General features: G+C 62.1%; 16 protein-coding genes and 1 pseudogene. 8 read left to right on the forward strand and 9 right to left on the reverse strand.

Annotated elements, in window-relative coordinates; all coding sequences use genetic code 11:
• Positions 1 to 200: 200 nt before the first annotated feature.
• Positions 201 to 1409, forward strand: coding sequence for an AI-2E family transporter (locus tag AC0L25_RS26210; protein WP_473598170.1), 1209 nt, complete (start codon positions 201 to 203; stop codon positions 1407 to 1409).
• Here the strand turns inward: AC0L25_RS26210 and AC0L25_RS26215 are convergent.
• The 3 genes from AC0L25_RS26215 to AC0L25_RS26225 form a co-directional block, all read right to left on the reverse strand.
• Positions 1397 to 2293 carry a DMT family transporter gene (locus tag AC0L25_RS26215; RefSeq protein ID WP_473598171.1) on the reverse strand — a complete coding sequence of 299 codons (897 nt, stop codon included), beginning with the start codon at positions 2291 to 2293 and terminating at the stop codon, positions 1397 to 1399. The genes AC0L25_RS26210 and AC0L25_RS26215 overlap by 13 nt on opposite strands.
• A gap of 127 nt (positions 2294 to 2420) precedes the next feature.
• Entirely contained in the window at positions 2421 to 3185 is a 765-nt protein-coding gene (locus AC0L25_RS26220) for an arginyltransferase (RefSeq protein WP_473598172.1), read from the reverse strand.
• A 138-nt stretch (positions 3186 to 3323) separates the two neighbouring features.
• Complete coding sequence (locus AC0L25_RS26225; protein WP_258117860.1) at positions 3324 to 3794, reverse strand: RDD family protein; 471 nt, start codon at positions 3792 to 3794, stop codon at positions 3324 to 3326.
• A 203-nt stretch (positions 3795 to 3997) separates the two neighbouring features.
• On the opposite strand from AC0L25_RS26225, the pseudogene sthA reads away from it, so the two are divergent.
• A pseudogene (gene sthA / locus AC0L25_RS26230) lies at positions 3998 to 5384 on the forward strand (Si-specific NAD(P)(+) transhydrogenase).
• Between the two features lie 53 nt (positions 5385 to 5437).
• Here sthA and AC0L25_RS26235 read toward each other — a convergent pair.
• Positions 5438 to 5905: a hypothetical protein gene (locus AC0L25_RS26235; RefSeq protein WP_473598173.1), complete on the reverse strand. Its 468-nt coding sequence runs from the start codon at positions 5903 to 5905 to the stop codon at positions 5438 to 5440.
• Between the two features lie 2 nt (positions 5906 to 5907).
• Complete coding sequence (locus AC0L25_RS26240) at positions 5908 to 6648, reverse strand: alpha/beta hydrolase (RefSeq protein WP_473598174.1); 741 nt, start codon at positions 6646 to 6648, stop codon at positions 5908 to 5910.
• A 205-nt stretch (positions 6649 to 6853) separates the two neighbouring features.
• On the opposite strand from AC0L25_RS26240, the gene AC0L25_RS26245 reads away from it, so the two are divergent.
• Positions 6854 to 8077, forward strand: coding sequence for an OpgC family protein (locus AC0L25_RS26245; protein WP_473598175.1), 1224 nt, complete (start codon positions 6854 to 6856; stop codon positions 8075 to 8077).
• Between the two features lie 10 nt (positions 8078 to 8087).
• Here the strand turns inward: AC0L25_RS26245 and AC0L25_RS26250 are convergent, their stop codons facing one another.
• Entirely contained in the window at positions 8088 to 9170 is a 1083-nt protein-coding gene (locus AC0L25_RS26250) for a LacI family DNA-binding transcriptional regulator (RefSeq protein ID WP_473598176.1), read from the reverse strand.
• A gap of 136 nt (positions 9171 to 9306) precedes the next feature.
• Between AC0L25_RS26250 and AC0L25_RS26255 the strand changes: the two genes are divergently transcribed.
• Positions 9307 to 9450 carry a hypothetical protein gene (locus AC0L25_RS26255; protein WP_473598177.1) on the forward strand — a complete coding sequence of 48 codons (144 nt, stop codon included), beginning with the start codon at positions 9307 to 9309 and terminating at the stop codon, positions 9448 to 9450.
• Between the two features lie 62 nt (positions 9451 to 9512).
• Positions 9513 to 9674, forward strand: a complete 162-nt coding sequence (locus tag AC0L25_RS26260) for a hypothetical protein (RefSeq protein ID WP_473598178.1) — start codon at positions 9513 to 9515, stop codon at positions 9672 to 9674.
• 98 nt (positions 9675 to 9772) lie between these two features.
• Here AC0L25_RS26260 and AC0L25_RS26265 read toward each other — a convergent pair whose 3' ends face one another.
• Complete coding sequence (locus AC0L25_RS26265; protein WP_473598179.1) at positions 9773 to 10147, reverse strand: DUF423 domain-containing protein; 375 nt, start codon at positions 10145 to 10147, stop codon at positions 9773 to 9775.
• Positions 10148 to 10188: 41 nt separating this feature from the next.
• Positions 10189 to 11448 (reverse strand): multidrug efflux MFS transporter, encoded by a 1260-nt coding sequence (locus AC0L25_RS26270; protein ID WP_473598180.1) that lies wholly within the window; start codon positions 11446 to 11448, stop codon positions 10189 to 10191.
• 180 nt (positions 11449 to 11628) lie between these two features.
• On the opposite strand from AC0L25_RS26270, the gene AC0L25_RS26275 reads away from it, so the two are divergent.
• Together AC0L25_RS26275 and AC0L25_RS26280 are read left to right on the forward strand one after the other, a co-directional pair.
• The gene (locus AC0L25_RS26275; protein ID WP_473598181.1) at positions 11629 to 12294 is read left to right on the forward strand and encodes a GntR family transcriptional regulator; all 666 of its coding nucleotides are present in this window, start codon (positions 11629 to 11631) and stop codon (positions 12292 to 12294) included.
• Positions 12295 to 12380: 86 nt separating this feature from the next.
• Positions 12381 to 12614, forward strand: a complete 234-nt coding sequence (locus tag AC0L25_RS26280; RefSeq protein WP_473598182.1) for a DUF982 domain-containing protein — start codon at positions 12381 to 12383, stop codon at positions 12612 to 12614.
• A 56-nt stretch (positions 12615 to 12670) separates the two neighbouring features.
• Here AC0L25_RS26280 and AC0L25_RS26285 read toward each other — a convergent pair whose 3' ends face one another.
• Complete coding sequence (locus AC0L25_RS26285) at positions 12671 to 12829, reverse strand: hypothetical protein (RefSeq protein ID WP_023798419.1); 159 nt, start codon at positions 12827 to 12829, stop codon at positions 12671 to 12673.
• Positions 12830 to 13445: 616 nt separating this feature from the next.
• Between AC0L25_RS26285 and AC0L25_RS26290 the strand changes: the two genes are divergently transcribed.
• The gene (locus tag AC0L25_RS26290) at positions 13446 to 14006 is read left to right on the forward strand and encodes a glycosyl transferase family 90 (RefSeq protein ID WP_473598183.1); all 561 of its coding nucleotides are present in this window, start codon (positions 13446 to 13448) and stop codon (positions 14004 to 14006) included.
• The last annotated feature ends 29 nt before the right edge of the window (positions 14007 to 14035 follow it).

Below are 14035 nucleotides of genomic sequence, written 5' to 3' on the forward strand. Positions count from 1 at the left end.
ACGGAGTCCTCCCAAGAATCCACAACCCGCCAATTGGCAAGCAATTTCCCATCTACTCAAACGCGATTCCCCTGCCCACAAGGGGGGAGATTAGCACCTACTTGCAAACATTTGGAATGTCGTCACGATTGCTGCACTATCATGGTACATAAGCACCGCTACATAAGGCGGCGACGTACGCCTTTGGGAGAAATGGGCATTTGAAAGAAGCCAGGACTAAGAACCCGGAAGGGCAGCAGCGCCTGTTCGGCCTGTCGACGCCGGTCAGATCCGCCGTCATTCCGCCGTTGTCGGCGGCGCGCTGGCTCCTGGTGCTGATCGTTGCCGCCGGGGTCTATTTCTTTCACGGTTTCCTGGTCCCGGTGCTGGCCGCTCTCGTCATCGCCTTTGCCAGCTGGCCGCTCTATCGGCGGCTGCTCGCTGCTGTCGGCGGCAACCGCACGATCGCCGCGACATTGGCGATCCTGTTCATTCTCACCTTCCTGGTGGTGCCGATCGCGCTCGCCGGCGCCTACGCCAGCAACGAAGTCCGCGAATGGGTCGGCTGGGCGATCGAGACCAACCGCGAAGGCGCGGTGACGCCGCACTGGATCGCCACGCTGCCCGTGGTGGGCGACTGGCTGAACGAGCAGTGGACGCGCAATCTCGGCCATCCCGGCGGCATCGGCGAACTGATCCAGCTGATCAGCGGGGCCAACATTGGCAGCATCTACCGCGGCGTGCTGGCCGCCGGCGGCAGCGCCTTCGGCCTTCTGCTGGCGCTGCTGTTCATGATGATCGCGCTGTTCTTCGCCTATCGCGACGGCGAGCATTTCGCCGGGCAAATCGACCGTCTCGGCGAACGCATCCTGCCGACCAGGTGGGAGCGGATTTCACGCGTCGTGCCGGCGACGATTTCCTCGACGGTAACCGGCATGACCATTATCGCCATCGGCGAGGGGGTGGTGCTGGGCGTGGCCTATTGGCTGGCCGGCGTGCCGTCGCCGGTGACGCTCGGCGCCCTGACTGGCATCATGGCGCTGATCCCCGGCGGCGCACCGCTGTCCTTCACGCTTGTTTCGATCTATCTCGCCGCCAGCGGCTCGCCGATGGCCGGGTTGGCGCTGTTCATCTGGGGGTCTGTCGAACTGTTCATCGTCGACAAGACATTGCGCCCGAAACTGGTCGGCGGCCCGATAAAGCTGCCGTTCCTGCCGACCTTTTTCGGCCTGATCGGCGGCGTCAAGACGATGGGCTTTCTCGGCCTGTTCATCGGCCCGGTGCTGATGGCATTGCTGGTCGCGATCTGGCGCGAATGGCTACGCGAGGTGGAATTGGCCGACGAGCTTGCCCCCGCAGCACCGGTCGAACTCGACGAGGCGCCGCCGCAAATCGAAATCGTTGGCGAGAAGAAGTCTCAGGCCGGGTGACTGACCGCAAGGGTTGCGCGGCGCTTGCGCCCCTCATGCAGCTGCCATAGCGCATGGGCGACCAGCGTGACGATCAGGATCGCGCCGCCGATCAGGCTGTTGCGCGAGGGCATCTCGGCAAAGATCATCCACATCCAGACCGGCGCCAGCACGGTTTCGAGCAGATAGAACATCGCCACTTCCGGTCCCGAAATATATTTCGGCCCATTGGCGAGGCAGAAGAACGAGATCGGCATGATTACGGCGCCGTTGAAGATAATCCACCACGGCGCGTTCACTTGAAGGCCTTCGCCTGAGACCATGAACACCGCGACGGCCAGCGGCAGGATGACGCCGATCAGCGATGTGAACCCCATGTCCTTGCCGCTGGCGCGCGAGATGGTGATGGCCAGCGCGATGAAGAAAGCCGAGCACAGCGCCATGAGATCACCGAACAGGTGCCCGGTGCCGATCGAATCGCCGACGATGATCGCGACGCCGACGATCATGATCAGCATCGCGACCACCGTGACCAGTCGCGGCCGCTCTTTCAGGAACAGCCAGGACAGCAGCGCCGCGAACACGGCGTTGAAGGCCAGGATGAAGACCAGATTGGCGGTCGTGGTGTGATAGATGCTGGTAACGAAGGTGACCGAGGTCAGCCCGTAGCATATGGCGACAACGAGCCCCGACCAGCCGGGGATGAGCTGCGGCGCGTTCCTGCTCAGCGAGCGCCAGACGGTCCAGATGATCAGCGCCGCGACAAGGGTGGTGCCGGTGCGCAGCAGGAGGATCGTCCACGCGCCGCCGTCGGCGAGGCGGATCAGTGGAATGTCGATGGTCAGCGTCATCCCGCCGATGGCTGTGATGAGAAGACCCTTCTGGTGATCGTTGTGGGACGACATGGCAGTTCTCGCGATGATGTGGAGGCAGGCACAAAATTGGCCCAGCGTCTGTCGTTCCAGCCAAGCGGCCGAAAACCAGCGGCATCCTCCTTGAAACAGTTTTAAGGATGATTGGCGAAAGAGCGGATCAGCGCGAAACCGCTTCGTGGTCGTAGCGTTCCCAGCCTTTCGGGCCGAGATGCTCCTGCGGCATGAAGCGCATCTTATAGTTCATCTTGCGCGAGCCGTTGACCCAGTAGCCGAGATAGACATGGGGCAAGCCCATCGCCCTGGCGCGGGCGATGTGGTCGAGGATCATGAAGGTGCCGAGCGAGCGGTCCTCGAAGTCCGGATTGAAATAGGAATAGACCATCGACAGGCCGTCGGCCATCTTGTCGGTGAGCGCCACTGCGATCAGCTCGCCATGGCCCTTGCCGGTGATGAAGCTGTCTGGGCCGCGGCGCCGGTATTCGATGACCTTGGTGTCGACATGGGTGTCCTCGACCATCATGGCGTAGTCGAGCACCGTCATGTCGGACATGCCGCCGCGGCGATGGCGGGCATCGAGATAGCTGCGGAACAGCGAATACTGCTCGGTGGATGGTTGCGCGTCGTGCATGGCGCCGATGAGGTCTGAATTGTGCTGTATCACCCGCTTCATGTTGCGGCTGGCAGTGAATTCCTGGGCCAGTATGCGTACCGAGACACAGGCGCGGCAGGTCTCGCAGGCTGGCCGGTAGGCGATGTTCTGCGATCGCCGGAAGCCGCCTTGCGTCAGCAAGTCATTCATCTCCGATGCCTTGTCGCCGACCAGATGCGTGAACACCTTGCGCTCGAACTGGCCCTCAAGATACGGGCACGGCGACGGCGCGGTCAGGAAGAACTGCGGCGACTGGGTAGGATGGTGCGTCATCGAACCTGGGAAACACTCCTGCGAATTATCATACCTTTGGCGCGCACGGCAAAAAATTCAACAGGATTGTGAAGGCGTGGGGGATCGGAAGCCGTCACTTTGCACATAAAAGCTCGCGGGGACGGTGAAAAGCTGATCTTAGCGGTCACTGCGGCTGACCACTGTGCCCAGCAGCAGGTCGTGCAGCGTGCGTTTGCGGTCGGCAAACAGCGACACCAGAAGGACCAGCGGCGTCAGGATGACGTTGCCGGCCCAGAACAGCACCGAATGCACTACGGCCGTCAGCCCGTCGATGCGGGTGCCGTCCAGACGGTCGAGCCGGATTCCCATCATCTTCATGCCTGTCGTGGCCTGGTCGGCGCTGCCGAGAGTATTCCAGATGTAGAGGATGGCGACGGCCGGCACGAGGACGGAAAACAGCATCCAGCCGAGGCCGAGCGTCAGAATCCCGAGGAAGAACACCAGGATCGCGAACGGAATGGTGAGCAGCGCGACGATGCAATAGTCGATGATGAAGGCGAGGACACGCCGCGTGCGCACGCCGTCATAGGCCCTGATATCATCGAGCCGGGAGGTGATGATTTCGCCGTCGAGAACGCGCGCGTTCATAACATTCCTCGTAATCAGGCCCGGGCTAGGTGCGGGCCGCCTGATGTTGAAATGGTGAAGTCTTGTGACGGAATCAAGATCGGGCCTTTCCACGGCATGCGGTGGGAAGCAGCGCTGAACGCAGCCTGGATCGGTTGAATTTGCAGCGCGGATGGCGTCAGCTTGCTGCAGCGCAACAAAGTGCAGGCGAGGGACGGGGCGACATGGATTACGACATGCTGGTCATCGGCTGCGGCCCTTCCGGGCGCCGCGCCGCGGTGCAGTTGGCCAATCTCGGCAAATCCGTGCTGGTGGTCGACAGGGGCCGGCGTCTTGGCGGTGTTTCCGTGCATACCGGCACCATCCCGTCGAAGACGCTGCGGGAAACAGTGCTCAATCTCTCCGGCTGGCGCGAGCGCGGCTTCTACGGGCGCGGCTACCGGGTCAAGCAGGACATTTCGGTCGGCGATCTGATCGAACGCCTGCACAAGACGCTCGATCACGAGGTCGAGGTGCTGCAGCACCAGTTCATGCGCAACACGGTCAAGAGCGCGCGCGCCGCAGTCAAGTTTCTCGGGCCCAACAGAGCGAGCCTGACGACGGACACCGGCCTATAGCGAAGTCGGTTTTGCGCACGCGCTGATCGCGGTCGGTACCCGCCCGCACCGGCCGCGCGATGTGCCTTCCGACAAGATCCGTATCTTCGACAGCGACGAGATGCTGGAGCTCGAGCGCTTGCCGCGGACATTGACGGTGATCGGCGCCGGCGTCATCGGCGTCGAGTACGCGACGATCTTTTCGGCGCTTGACGTGCGGTGACGCTGGTCGAGCCGCGCAACACCATTCTCGATTTCGTCGACCGCGAGATCGTCGACGATTTCATCCATCAGATGCGTGACCGCGGCATGACGATCCGGCTCGGCAGTGCGATCAAGGAGATCGCCTCGAAACCCGACTACGCCGAGGTGACGCTTGCCGACGGCCGCACCATACGCTCGGAGGATGGTGCTCTATGCCGCGGGGCGCAACGGCAATGTCGGCGCGCTCGGCCTGGACGTGGTCGGCATCGAGTCCGACTCCCGGGGCCGCATCAAGGTCGATCCGCAGACCTTCCGGACCAGCGCGCCGAACATCTATGCCGCCGGCGACGTCATCGGCTTTCCGAGCCTCGCCTCGACCTCGATGGAACAGGGCAGGGTGGCCGCCTGCCACGCCTTCGGCGTGCCCTTGCCGCCGCCGCCGGAAACCTTTCCCTACGGCATCTACGCGGTGCCGGAAATCTCGACCGTCGGCCAGTCCGAGGAGCAGGTACGCGAGAGCGGCGGCGCGTATGAGGTCGGCGTGGCGCGCTTCCGCGAAACCTCGCGCGGCCATATCATGGGCGTCAACACCGGCTTCCTGAAGCTTCTATTTTCGATCGAAACGCGCCGGTTGCTCGGCACGCATATCGTCGGCGAGGGCGCGACCGAACTGATCCATATCGGCCAGGCGGTGATCAATCTCGGTGGCACCGTCGATTTCTTCGTCAACAACACCTTCAACGATCCGACGCTGGCCGAAGCCTACAAGATCGCCGGGCTGGATGCCTGGAACCGGATGGGGCGAGGGTAGTTAGGCGGGTATCTGCTCAGCCTCCCATCTGGGCGAGCAGCGACAGAATTGTTTTAGCTAATATTCCTCTTGTGTGAGCGGAACACAAGAATCATAGAAAATATCGAGAAGGCACCAAAAATTAAGAAATACCCCATGACGAACCGCACATCTTCTCTTGATCCTGCAATCAGGAAGTGCGCAGCGAGAAGAAATAGCAATAAATAGTGATATTTTTCTATCATTCTTAGATGGTATATCATGTGGATGGTTGACTTGGTGTATGACCACCCTGTCCAGTCGGATCTAAATTGGTTTTCCATAAAGCTGATAGGATTCTGAAAATACTTATACAGCTCAAGCTTGTTTAGAAGTTCCGCTAACCGTCTTGGGAATGCAAAAGAGGCGACGACCACCGCCCCGACAAAACCCACCATCCAGACGGAATCGCCCCAAATTACCGAAACAGGAATCGTCGCCGCCAAAGCCCAGACGGATACTGGAGCGAATATTCTCTCAAAAATCCCGGCTTCCGTGCCCACAGTCACTGCGTCCCCGACATATCTTGACTTCTGTCATTGTCGTTGCCTCCGTCGCCTTTGTCACTCCCTCCTTTGGGCTGCTCAGCCTTCATCTGGGCGAGCACCGACAGCCACTGCCGGACAATGGCGGCATCGGAGTCGCCGATTTCGTGACCTGAAGGCACGATCCGCGCATCGACCCCGGCGCCGCGTCCGTGGAGTAGCGTCACCAGCGCCGGCGTAAACGGCCCGTAGGTCAAGTCGGCGGCCCCGGCAATGATGAGCACGCGCGCTCTGGAAAGGTCCGCAGGCGGCACGTCGTCGAGCACCGGCATCGGGCGCAGTAATGCTGCCCGTTCGATGAGGTGCGGATGCGTGAGCATCACACTCGAAACCAGATTGGCGCCATTCGAATAGCCAAGAAATGTCGTTCGGGAAAAATCGAGGCGATGGTACTTCGCCACGTTAGTGATGAAATCCGCGAAGGCGTCGGCCTCGCTACGGATGCTCTGCTGTTCGAAGCGCGTCGGCGTAATCCGCGCGAACCAGCGGAAACCGTCCTCCTGGGCGATACGGCCACGCACCGCCACCAGCACCGCGCGCGGCGCGATTCGCTGCCCCAGCGCCACCAGCGTCGTCTCGTCGACACCGGATCCATGCAGCAGAAAAAGCCATTCGCCGGTTGGTTCTGCTGGTCTGTAGAGGCGATAGAAAAATGGCAGGTCGCGCCGCAAAAAGCCGTCTTCCGGAGGTTTTTCGGCCATAGTTGCATCCTTTTGATTTCGCGTCGTTTTTGTTCGTTTGCCGGCTTCAAAACGGAATATTTTCGAGCCCCTTCAAAGTTGATTGGACCGGGCGCATTTCGGTCCGTTTGTTCGCCGATATGCTCCTGCGGGAGGAATCGAAGTGGTGCGCCGGGCGGTCGCATCAATCGCCGGCATGAACAACCAGCTTTGAGGCCTTTTATCGATGACCATGCCAAATTTACCGGATCGCGGCACGCGTATCCCGGATCGCGATGTGCGTATCCCGGATCGCGATACGCGAATCGATGTATTCCGCGCTCTCGCTCTGCTGATCATATTTGTCGACCATGTCCCGGGCACGATTTTCGAAACCCCGACCTATAAGAATTTTGGTTTTTCGGATGCCGCCGAGGCCTTCGTGCTGATCTCCGGCATGTCAGTCGCGCTCGCCTACGGCTCAAAATTCCAGTCCGGAAACCAGCTCATGGCAACACTGAAATTGTGGCGCCGCGCCGGTGTGCTCTATGTCGCCCACATTGTCACGACGATGGTGGTGCTGGCCATCTTCTGCGCGGCGGCGGTGTTCGCGAAGCGGCCGGACATGCTGACGCTGATCAACATCGAGCCATTGATCGGGAACCCGCAGCAAGCGCTGATCGGCATCGTCACGCTTGGCCATCAGCTCGGCTACAACAACATCCTGCCGGTCTATGCTGTGCTGCTGCTGATGGCGCCAACCTTCCTGCTGTTCATCAGCCACAGACCCTTGGCGGCGCTGGCGATATCCGGAGCTCTGTGGCTGGTTGCCGGGATCTACCAGATCGCTCCGCCGAATTATCCTGAGCCCGGCTTCTGGTTCCTCAATCCGCTGTCGTGGCAATTCCTCTTCAACATCGGCCTGGCGAGCATGCTGCATATCAGGCGCGGCGGCACCATTCCGGTCAATCGCTGGCTGGTCGGCGCCTCGGCGATCTATGTCGCGGCGGCGTTGGTCTGGGTGCACAGCCCGCTATGGGGGCAGGTGTCGTGGCTGGACCTGCCCGTGGTGCTGACCGGCTTCGACAAGACATTCCTGTCGCTGCCGAGGCTGCTGCACATCCTGGCGGTGAGCTATCTGATCGTGGCCTTTCCTTTTGTCTCGAACCTGTTACGCACCGGCCGGGACCATCCGCTCGCCATATTGGGCAAACGATCGCTGCCGGTTTTCATCGCCGGCACGGTGATGGCCATGGCGGCGCAGGTGATGAAGCTGATCAACCCGGGCGGGTTTGCCTATGACAGCTTGCTGATCGCCGCCGGCATCGCCATGCAGTTCGCGCTCGCCTATTATCTCGAATGGCTGTCGGGTATTGGGCGGTCCGGCAGGAGCAGGCCGGTCCGCAGCGAGGCGTCGCCTGTCCATGCGTCCTTCGGTGTAGGTGCCATGGCGACAGGCATCAATCGATGAGCGTCCGGGCTCAAGCTGTTTTGGGCGGCGGTCCGCAAGAGGCCCTGACGACAAGCTCGACGCCGAGCGTCTCGCGCCGCGCCGTGCCGTCGAAATCGAAGATCGTTCGCGCCGCCCGGCGGCCGATCTCGGCGATCGGTTGGGCGATCGTAGTGAGCGGAGGATCGCAAAGGGCGGCGTCAGGCACGCCGTCGAAGCCGATGATGGAGACGTCGCCGGGAACCGCGATACCACGCGCGGCCAACCATTCGATCGCGACCATGGCGATCCGGTCCGACATCGCCAGGATTGCGGTCGGCGGCTCGCCGCCTGCGAAGATCGCCTCGAGGCCAGCCCTAGTGCTGGCTTCGTCGTTTTCGGTCTCGTATACCGGAATCCCGGCGGTATCGACGCCGAACCGGGAAAGCGCCTCGAAATAGCCGACGAGGCGATCGCGCGTGCCGGGGTAGACGGCCGTCCGGACCTGCTCCGGCGAGACAGGACCGGTCCTGTCGTCGGCGAAAGGCAGCGACAGAACGGCGAAGCGCCGATGGCCAAGCTCGGCAAGATGATGCGCCGCCAGGCGGGCGCCGGCGACATTGTCGACGCCGATTGCCGAAACAGTGTCGTCATCGAAGCCGAGCTCAAGCGCGACAAAGGGGAGCTTGCGTTCGCGCGTCAGTTCGACAAGGCGTGAGCCGCCCTCGATGCAGAACAGGATGAAGCCGTCGACCAGCGCGCTCTGGATGTTCCAGGCAAGCTTCTCCTGATTGCCGGCCGATACCAGCGCGATGCCGGCGCCGGTGGCGTCGCATGCCTCGGAAATCCCGGCCATCATTGCGCGGGCAAAGGGATCGTCGAAGAAATAGGACAGCGGCTCGGTCGTGGCGACGCCGATCGCGTTGACCTTGCCGGCGCGCAGCAGCCGACCCTTCGGGTCGGGGCCCGCATAGCCCATCGCCTCGGCCGCTGCCTTGACCCGCTCGCGGACTTCCTCGCGTACGATCTCGGGACGGCTGAACACGTTGGAGGCAGTGCCGTGCGAAACCCCGGCGGCTTTGGCTATGTCGGCCAGCCGGATGGGTCGTGTATTGCCTTCGGTGGATGACGCCATTTTCTGCCTCCGGATTGCCATTTAGCATCTTTGTTGGATCGATTCAAATTTTTGCTTGACATTGGTGCGGTTGGGTATATTTTTGTATCGATTCAAGTGAACAGCTCGATTGAATCGATTCAGGAACGAGCGAGCCATGCACCCCGTCAACTATCTGTTCGAAGACATCTATCGCAATGACTGGAGCATTACCTCCAACGCGGTGACCCGGACACGTCGCGGCAACGCCGGCCCGTGGATCCGCGATCTGCGTTTTCTTGTGGAACGCAAGCGGAGCTGATCGGCACGGCATTTTCGGGCCAGTCAATTGGATCGATTCAAATTTGAAAAAGGAGCCAAGCCATGCATCCGATCAATCATCTGTTCGAAGACATCTATCGCAACTACTGGGGCATCTCGCCGGCCCTCGATAGGCCGGAGCGGCGCCGCCGGACCAAACCGGCGGCACGCAATCGCGACCTGCCGGTCCGGCCCGAAACGCCGGCAAGATTGGCCATCGTCTGAGTGACCGTGGTTTGGCTGAACCCGGCCGTTTTGCCTGCAAGCGCCGCACTTTGAGGTGGGGAGTGTCGGACTCCCCGATTGGTGCGGGGAATGCCGTCTCAGGAGCGCGGGCGCGCCAGCGCCGAGGCTGCAACCGCCAGCCAGCCGGCGATGAGCAAGGTGCCGCCGATCGGCGCCGACATCGGGAAAAGCCGCGAGCCGAGGAAGTCTCGGGCGAGGAGATCGCTACAGAACAATACAAGCCCGACGAGAACGATAAGGCTTGCGGTTCGCAGGATCCGGTTTGCGCCGATGAGCCCGATAGCAAGAAAGACCGGCGCATGCATGAGCAGGAAGGACGCAACCGTGCCGACGAAAGCGCCGCCCAGATGTGCCGCCGCGGCGGACAGCGCCACGCCGGCCGCGCCGCACAGGCCGCCGACGAAAACGAGGGTGCGGCCGCTGCCGCTTGCTGGGTGCTCGGCCGTGCTCATGTCTCTGGTCTCCGTGAAGTAGTGATAGCCCGCAAACCGTGTCAGGATTTGCCCGCCTGCACCAGCATGTCGCGTGCGCGGCGTGACTGGACCAGCCAGTTATACGCCGCTCCGCCCGCCATCAGCACGGACGTGCCGAGAAATACAGCGCGCATGCCGAAATGACCACCGACGAAGCCGCCGAGCAGCGGCCCGGCGACCTGTCCGGCATATTGCGCCGAGATCGACAAGCCCAGCACATTGCCGCCGATGCCGTCCGGAACATTGTGGCGGATGACGCTGGTGATGCAGGGCAAGAGGCCGCCAAGCGCCAGCCCCATCAGGAAACGCAGGCCGACGAGCTGCCAGCCCTGAGTGACGAAGGCCTGCGGGATCAGCAGCAGCGCCGAGACGGCAAGCGCCCCAATGATGACGTTCCAGTGGCCGACGCGGTCAGCAAGCTTGCCGAGGCGCGAGGCCGACAGGATGGCGCCAAGTGCTGCCGCCGACATGACGACGCCGGAGGTCAGTGTTAGCAGGCTTTGATCCTCGATGAGCTGCCGCACGTAGACCGTGATGATCGGCTCGATCGACATGGTGGCGAAGCTCAACAGCGTGCCGGTCGCCAGCATGGCAACGACGGGGCGCTTGTCCGAGATTTGCGACCAGCCACCTTTCGGCTTCTCAGTTGGTGCTGATTTGTCGGCTACCGGGCGAGGGTTCTCCTTGATGAGAAAAGCCGTTGCCAGGAACGCCAGGAAAATGACGCCGCCGGCGAGCAGGAAGGTGGCGCGGATGCCGATCAAGGGCGGCAGCGCGCCGCCGAGCAGGGGGCCGACGAGGGCGCCGGCGGTGATGCCGGCCGACAGCACGCCGAGCGCCCAACCTGACCGGTCGTTCGGCGTCTGCATGGCGACCAAAATGGTCGAACCCGAGGAATAGCCGCCGGCGAAACCGATCAGCAGGCGCAGCAGCACCAATTGCCAGGCAGTCTCCACCATGCCGGTCAGCGACATGCAGACGGCCATGCCGAAACTGGCGCGCACCAGCATCAGCTTGCGGCCGTAGCGGTCGCCCAGCCGTCCCCACAGCGGCGCCACCAGCGCGGCGGCGAAGAACGTCGCGCCATAGGCGATGCCGGACCACTGTACAACAGCCGCGTGCCCCTCGGCGCCCAGCTGCTCGACATAAAGCGGCAGGAAGGGCAACAGCAGGGTCATGGCGACAAGCGTGCTGAACGAGCCGGCAAAACACACGGCGAGATTGCGGCGCCAGTGGATGTTGTGGGTGCCTTGCGAGGCAGGGGTGGCGTCTTGCGGCATGTCATGTCCTGTCGGGCAAGTCTGTCGGCGGCTTGCTGTGGATACCGTTTTGGGATACCAAGCTGGTATTCGTCATGGACGCAAGTCTGGCCGCTGTCAATGCGGCCACTCTCAAACGTAATCGGCAAACGCTGGCCAGCGACCCGATCGCCGAAACAAAATGGCCAGAACGGAACCGCCATGTCGCAGATGCAGAATGTCGAAATTGGGCTTCGCGAGATGATCCTCGGCCTCGAGATCGGTCCGGGCGAGCGGCTGACGGAACGTTGGATCGAAAGCCGCTTCGGGGCTTCGCGCACGCCGGTCAGGGCAGCATTGCTGCGGCTCGAGACGGAAGGCCTCGTCTGCCGCGACGGGCGCGGCTGGACGGTATCGCCGATCAACCTCGCCGAGATCGAGCAGATCGCCGTCTACCGCGAGGCGGTCGAGGTCGCGGCAGTCAAGCTGACCTGTGCCTTGGCGGACAGGAGCGCCGTCGACGTCATCGAGGCGATGCTGGACTCCTGCGACGCCGGCACCCCGCGCGAGGAATGGCATCGCGTCGGCATGGATTTTCACATCGAGCTGGCACGCCTGTCCGGCAACGAGTTCCTGTTCAGGGCGGTCCGCGATGCCATGACGCGCCTGTCGCGGGCGCGTTGGCTGGAGGTGCGCGACGAGGCGGCACTCGGCCGTGCCTGGGCCGAACACCGTGCCATTCTGGCAGCGGTGCGGGCCGGCGATGCCGATGCGGCGGCACACCGGCTTTCGGTCCATATCGTCGGCAGCCGCGACCGGCTGGTGACGTCATTGCACAACGATCGGCGCGGCCTGCGTGCCAGAGGATTTGCCGTCGTCGCGGCGTGATTGCGGAGGGCAACCACTTTCGCCCTCGCTTCGCGAGCGCCGATGGCGTAAGAGCGGCGATGGAAAACAACCGATTTGAAACACCCGTGACCGTCAAGTCGGGCGCGGAGGGAACCACTCAGCTCTTGCGTACGGCCCGCGAGGCTTCCGATTACCTCCTCAACAGCTGGCCCGGCAAGCGCAGTCCAAAGCACCGCGAAGCGCTCCAAGCCTGCCATGATGCGCTGGCCGGCGACAAACCGGCGATGACCGCAAGGCGCGCCTTCATCGCCGCCGCCCGCGAGGTGAACGTGTTCGTCAGCGACAAGGCGCCGGCCTGAAGACGCAGCGGGATTCCTAGGCCAAATCCGATCCGCCTCGCGGGCCGGATGCGTTTTTACTCTGCCGTTTCCGTTTCGGTCTCGGACGTGGTCTCGTCTTCCGGTTTCGAACGTTCCTTGGCTGCCACCTTGGCCGCCTGCTTTTCGGCCTTCTTGGCGGCCTTCTGCCGGTCACGTTCCTTGCGTTCCTGGCCGTAATTCGGTGCTCGCGCCATATCTCTTCCTTTCACAATCCCAAAGGTTCTTAGCCCTGCCTAGGAGCATTGGGCTACAAACACAACACCACAAAGGGCGATCGGCTCCATACACAGCCGGCAGGCCGGCTGAACACGGTTCCGTGGCTTGCAAGATGACTGGCACAATGGTGTAGGAGGGCCGGGGGGCAAATCACAAGCCGACTTTTTTTTACCAAGTGACTGATGGCCACCCTTCAAAGAAATGCACAGAAGTTATTCTACTATGCGCGCAACGCCGTGCGCGATATCGCACCGCAGGCACTGTTCCGTCGCAGGCTCGCCGGGCTGCTCGATCAGGCCAGGCTTTCGGACGGATCGGTCCGCGCGCGACTCAATTATTACAATAGATTGCAGGATGCGTTCGCGCCGAGCGCCGGAGCCGTGCCGGTCAGCCGGCTGCCGAGAGGCCGGAGCATGTATTACTACGATCTGAAGGAATTTACCCGCTACTTCGATCCCGATTTGCGCATCGACCTCGAATTCGGCGACGTCATCGAGGTGCCTGCGACGCCGGCGATCGTCAAGGATCGGCCGATCGCCGGCGACAACAGGAACGGGGTCCCTGTTCAAGCTCAACAAATTCCGCCACTTCCACATGCCCGCCGACGATGTTGCCTTCGCGGACAAGCTGTCGGTTGCGGTGTGGCGCGGCGAGCTCAACAATCCGATAAGGACCTTGCTTCTGGAGGCCGCGCGCGATCTGCCCTTTTGCGATGTCGGCACGCCCAAACCGACGGCAGCGCCAGAGTATCGCAAGCCTTATCTGAGCATCGATCAGCAACGGCGCTGTCGCTACATCATTTCGCTCGAAGGCAACGATGTGGCGACCAACCTAAAATGGATCATGAGTTCGAATTCGCTGTGCCTGATGCCGCCGCCGACGTACGAGACATGGTTCGCCGAAAGCGAACTCATAGCCAACGTCCACTATGTGCCGCTCGAACCGGATTTCACGGATCTCGCCGAGCGGGTGCAATATCTCGAACGTCATCCGACTGAGGCCGAGCGCATCGTTGCCGCCGCCAACGCCTATTGCGGCAATTTCGCCGATGAACTGGCCGAGCAGGCGATCTGCTTGCTCGTGCTCTACAAATATTTCGTGCTCAGCGGCCAGATCGAGCCTGATCCCGAGGTCTGGCGTTTTATCTCAGGCTAAGCCCGCGGCGGCCTTCGACCTGATCCCGA

Source organism: Mesorhizobium sp. WSM4813 (assembly GCF_055811555.1).

Coding starts and splice junctions, on each gene's coding strand:
- AC0L25_RS26215 (WP_473598171.1), bottom strand. CDS start 2,293: ATGTCGTCCCACAACGATCACCAGAAGGGTCTTCTCATCACAGCCATC.
- AC0L25_RS26220 (WP_473598172.1), bottom strand. CDS start 3,185: ATGACGCACCATCCTACCCAGTCGCCGCAGTTCTTCCTGACCGCGCCG.
- AC0L25_RS26225 (WP_258117860.1), bottom strand. CDS start 3,794: ATGAACGCGCGCGTTCTCGACGGCGAAATCATCACCTCCCGGCTCGAT.
- AC0L25_RS26240 (WP_473598174.1), bottom strand. CDS start 6,648: ATGGCCGAAAAACCTCCGGAAGACGGCTTTTTGCGGCGCGACCTGCCA.
- AC0L25_RS26245 (WP_473598175.1), top strand. CDS start 6,854: ATGACCATGCCAAATTTACCGGATCGCGGCACGCGTATCCCGGATCGC.
- AC0L25_RS26250 (WP_473598176.1), bottom strand. CDS start 9,170: ATGGCGTCATCCACCGAAGGCAATACACGACCCATCCGGCTGGCCGAC.
- AC0L25_RS26255 (WP_473598177.1), top strand. CDS start 9,307: ATGCACCCCGTCAACTATCTGTTCGAAGACATCTATCGCAATGACTGG.
- AC0L25_RS26260 (WP_473598178.1), top strand. CDS start 9,513: ATGCATCCGATCAATCATCTGTTCGAAGACATCTATCGCAACTACTGG.
- AC0L25_RS26265 (WP_473598179.1), bottom strand. CDS start 10,147: ATGAGCACGGCCGAGCACCCAGCAAGCGGCAGCGGCCGCACCCTCGTT.
- AC0L25_RS26270 (WP_473598180.1), bottom strand. CDS start 11,448: ATGCCGCAAGACGCCACCCCTGCCTCGCAAGGCACCCACAACATCCAC.
- AC0L25_RS26275 (WP_473598181.1), top strand. CDS start 11,629: ATGTCGCAGATGCAGAATGTCGAAATTGGGCTTCGCGAGATGATCCTC.
- AC0L25_RS26285 (WP_023798419.1), bottom strand. CDS start 12,829: ATGGCGCGAGCACCGAATTACGGCCAGGAACGCAAGGAACGTGACCGG.
- AC0L25_RS26290 (WP_473598183.1), top strand. CDS start 13,446: ATGCCCGCCGACGATGTTGCCTTCGCGGACAAGCTGTCGGTTGCGGTG.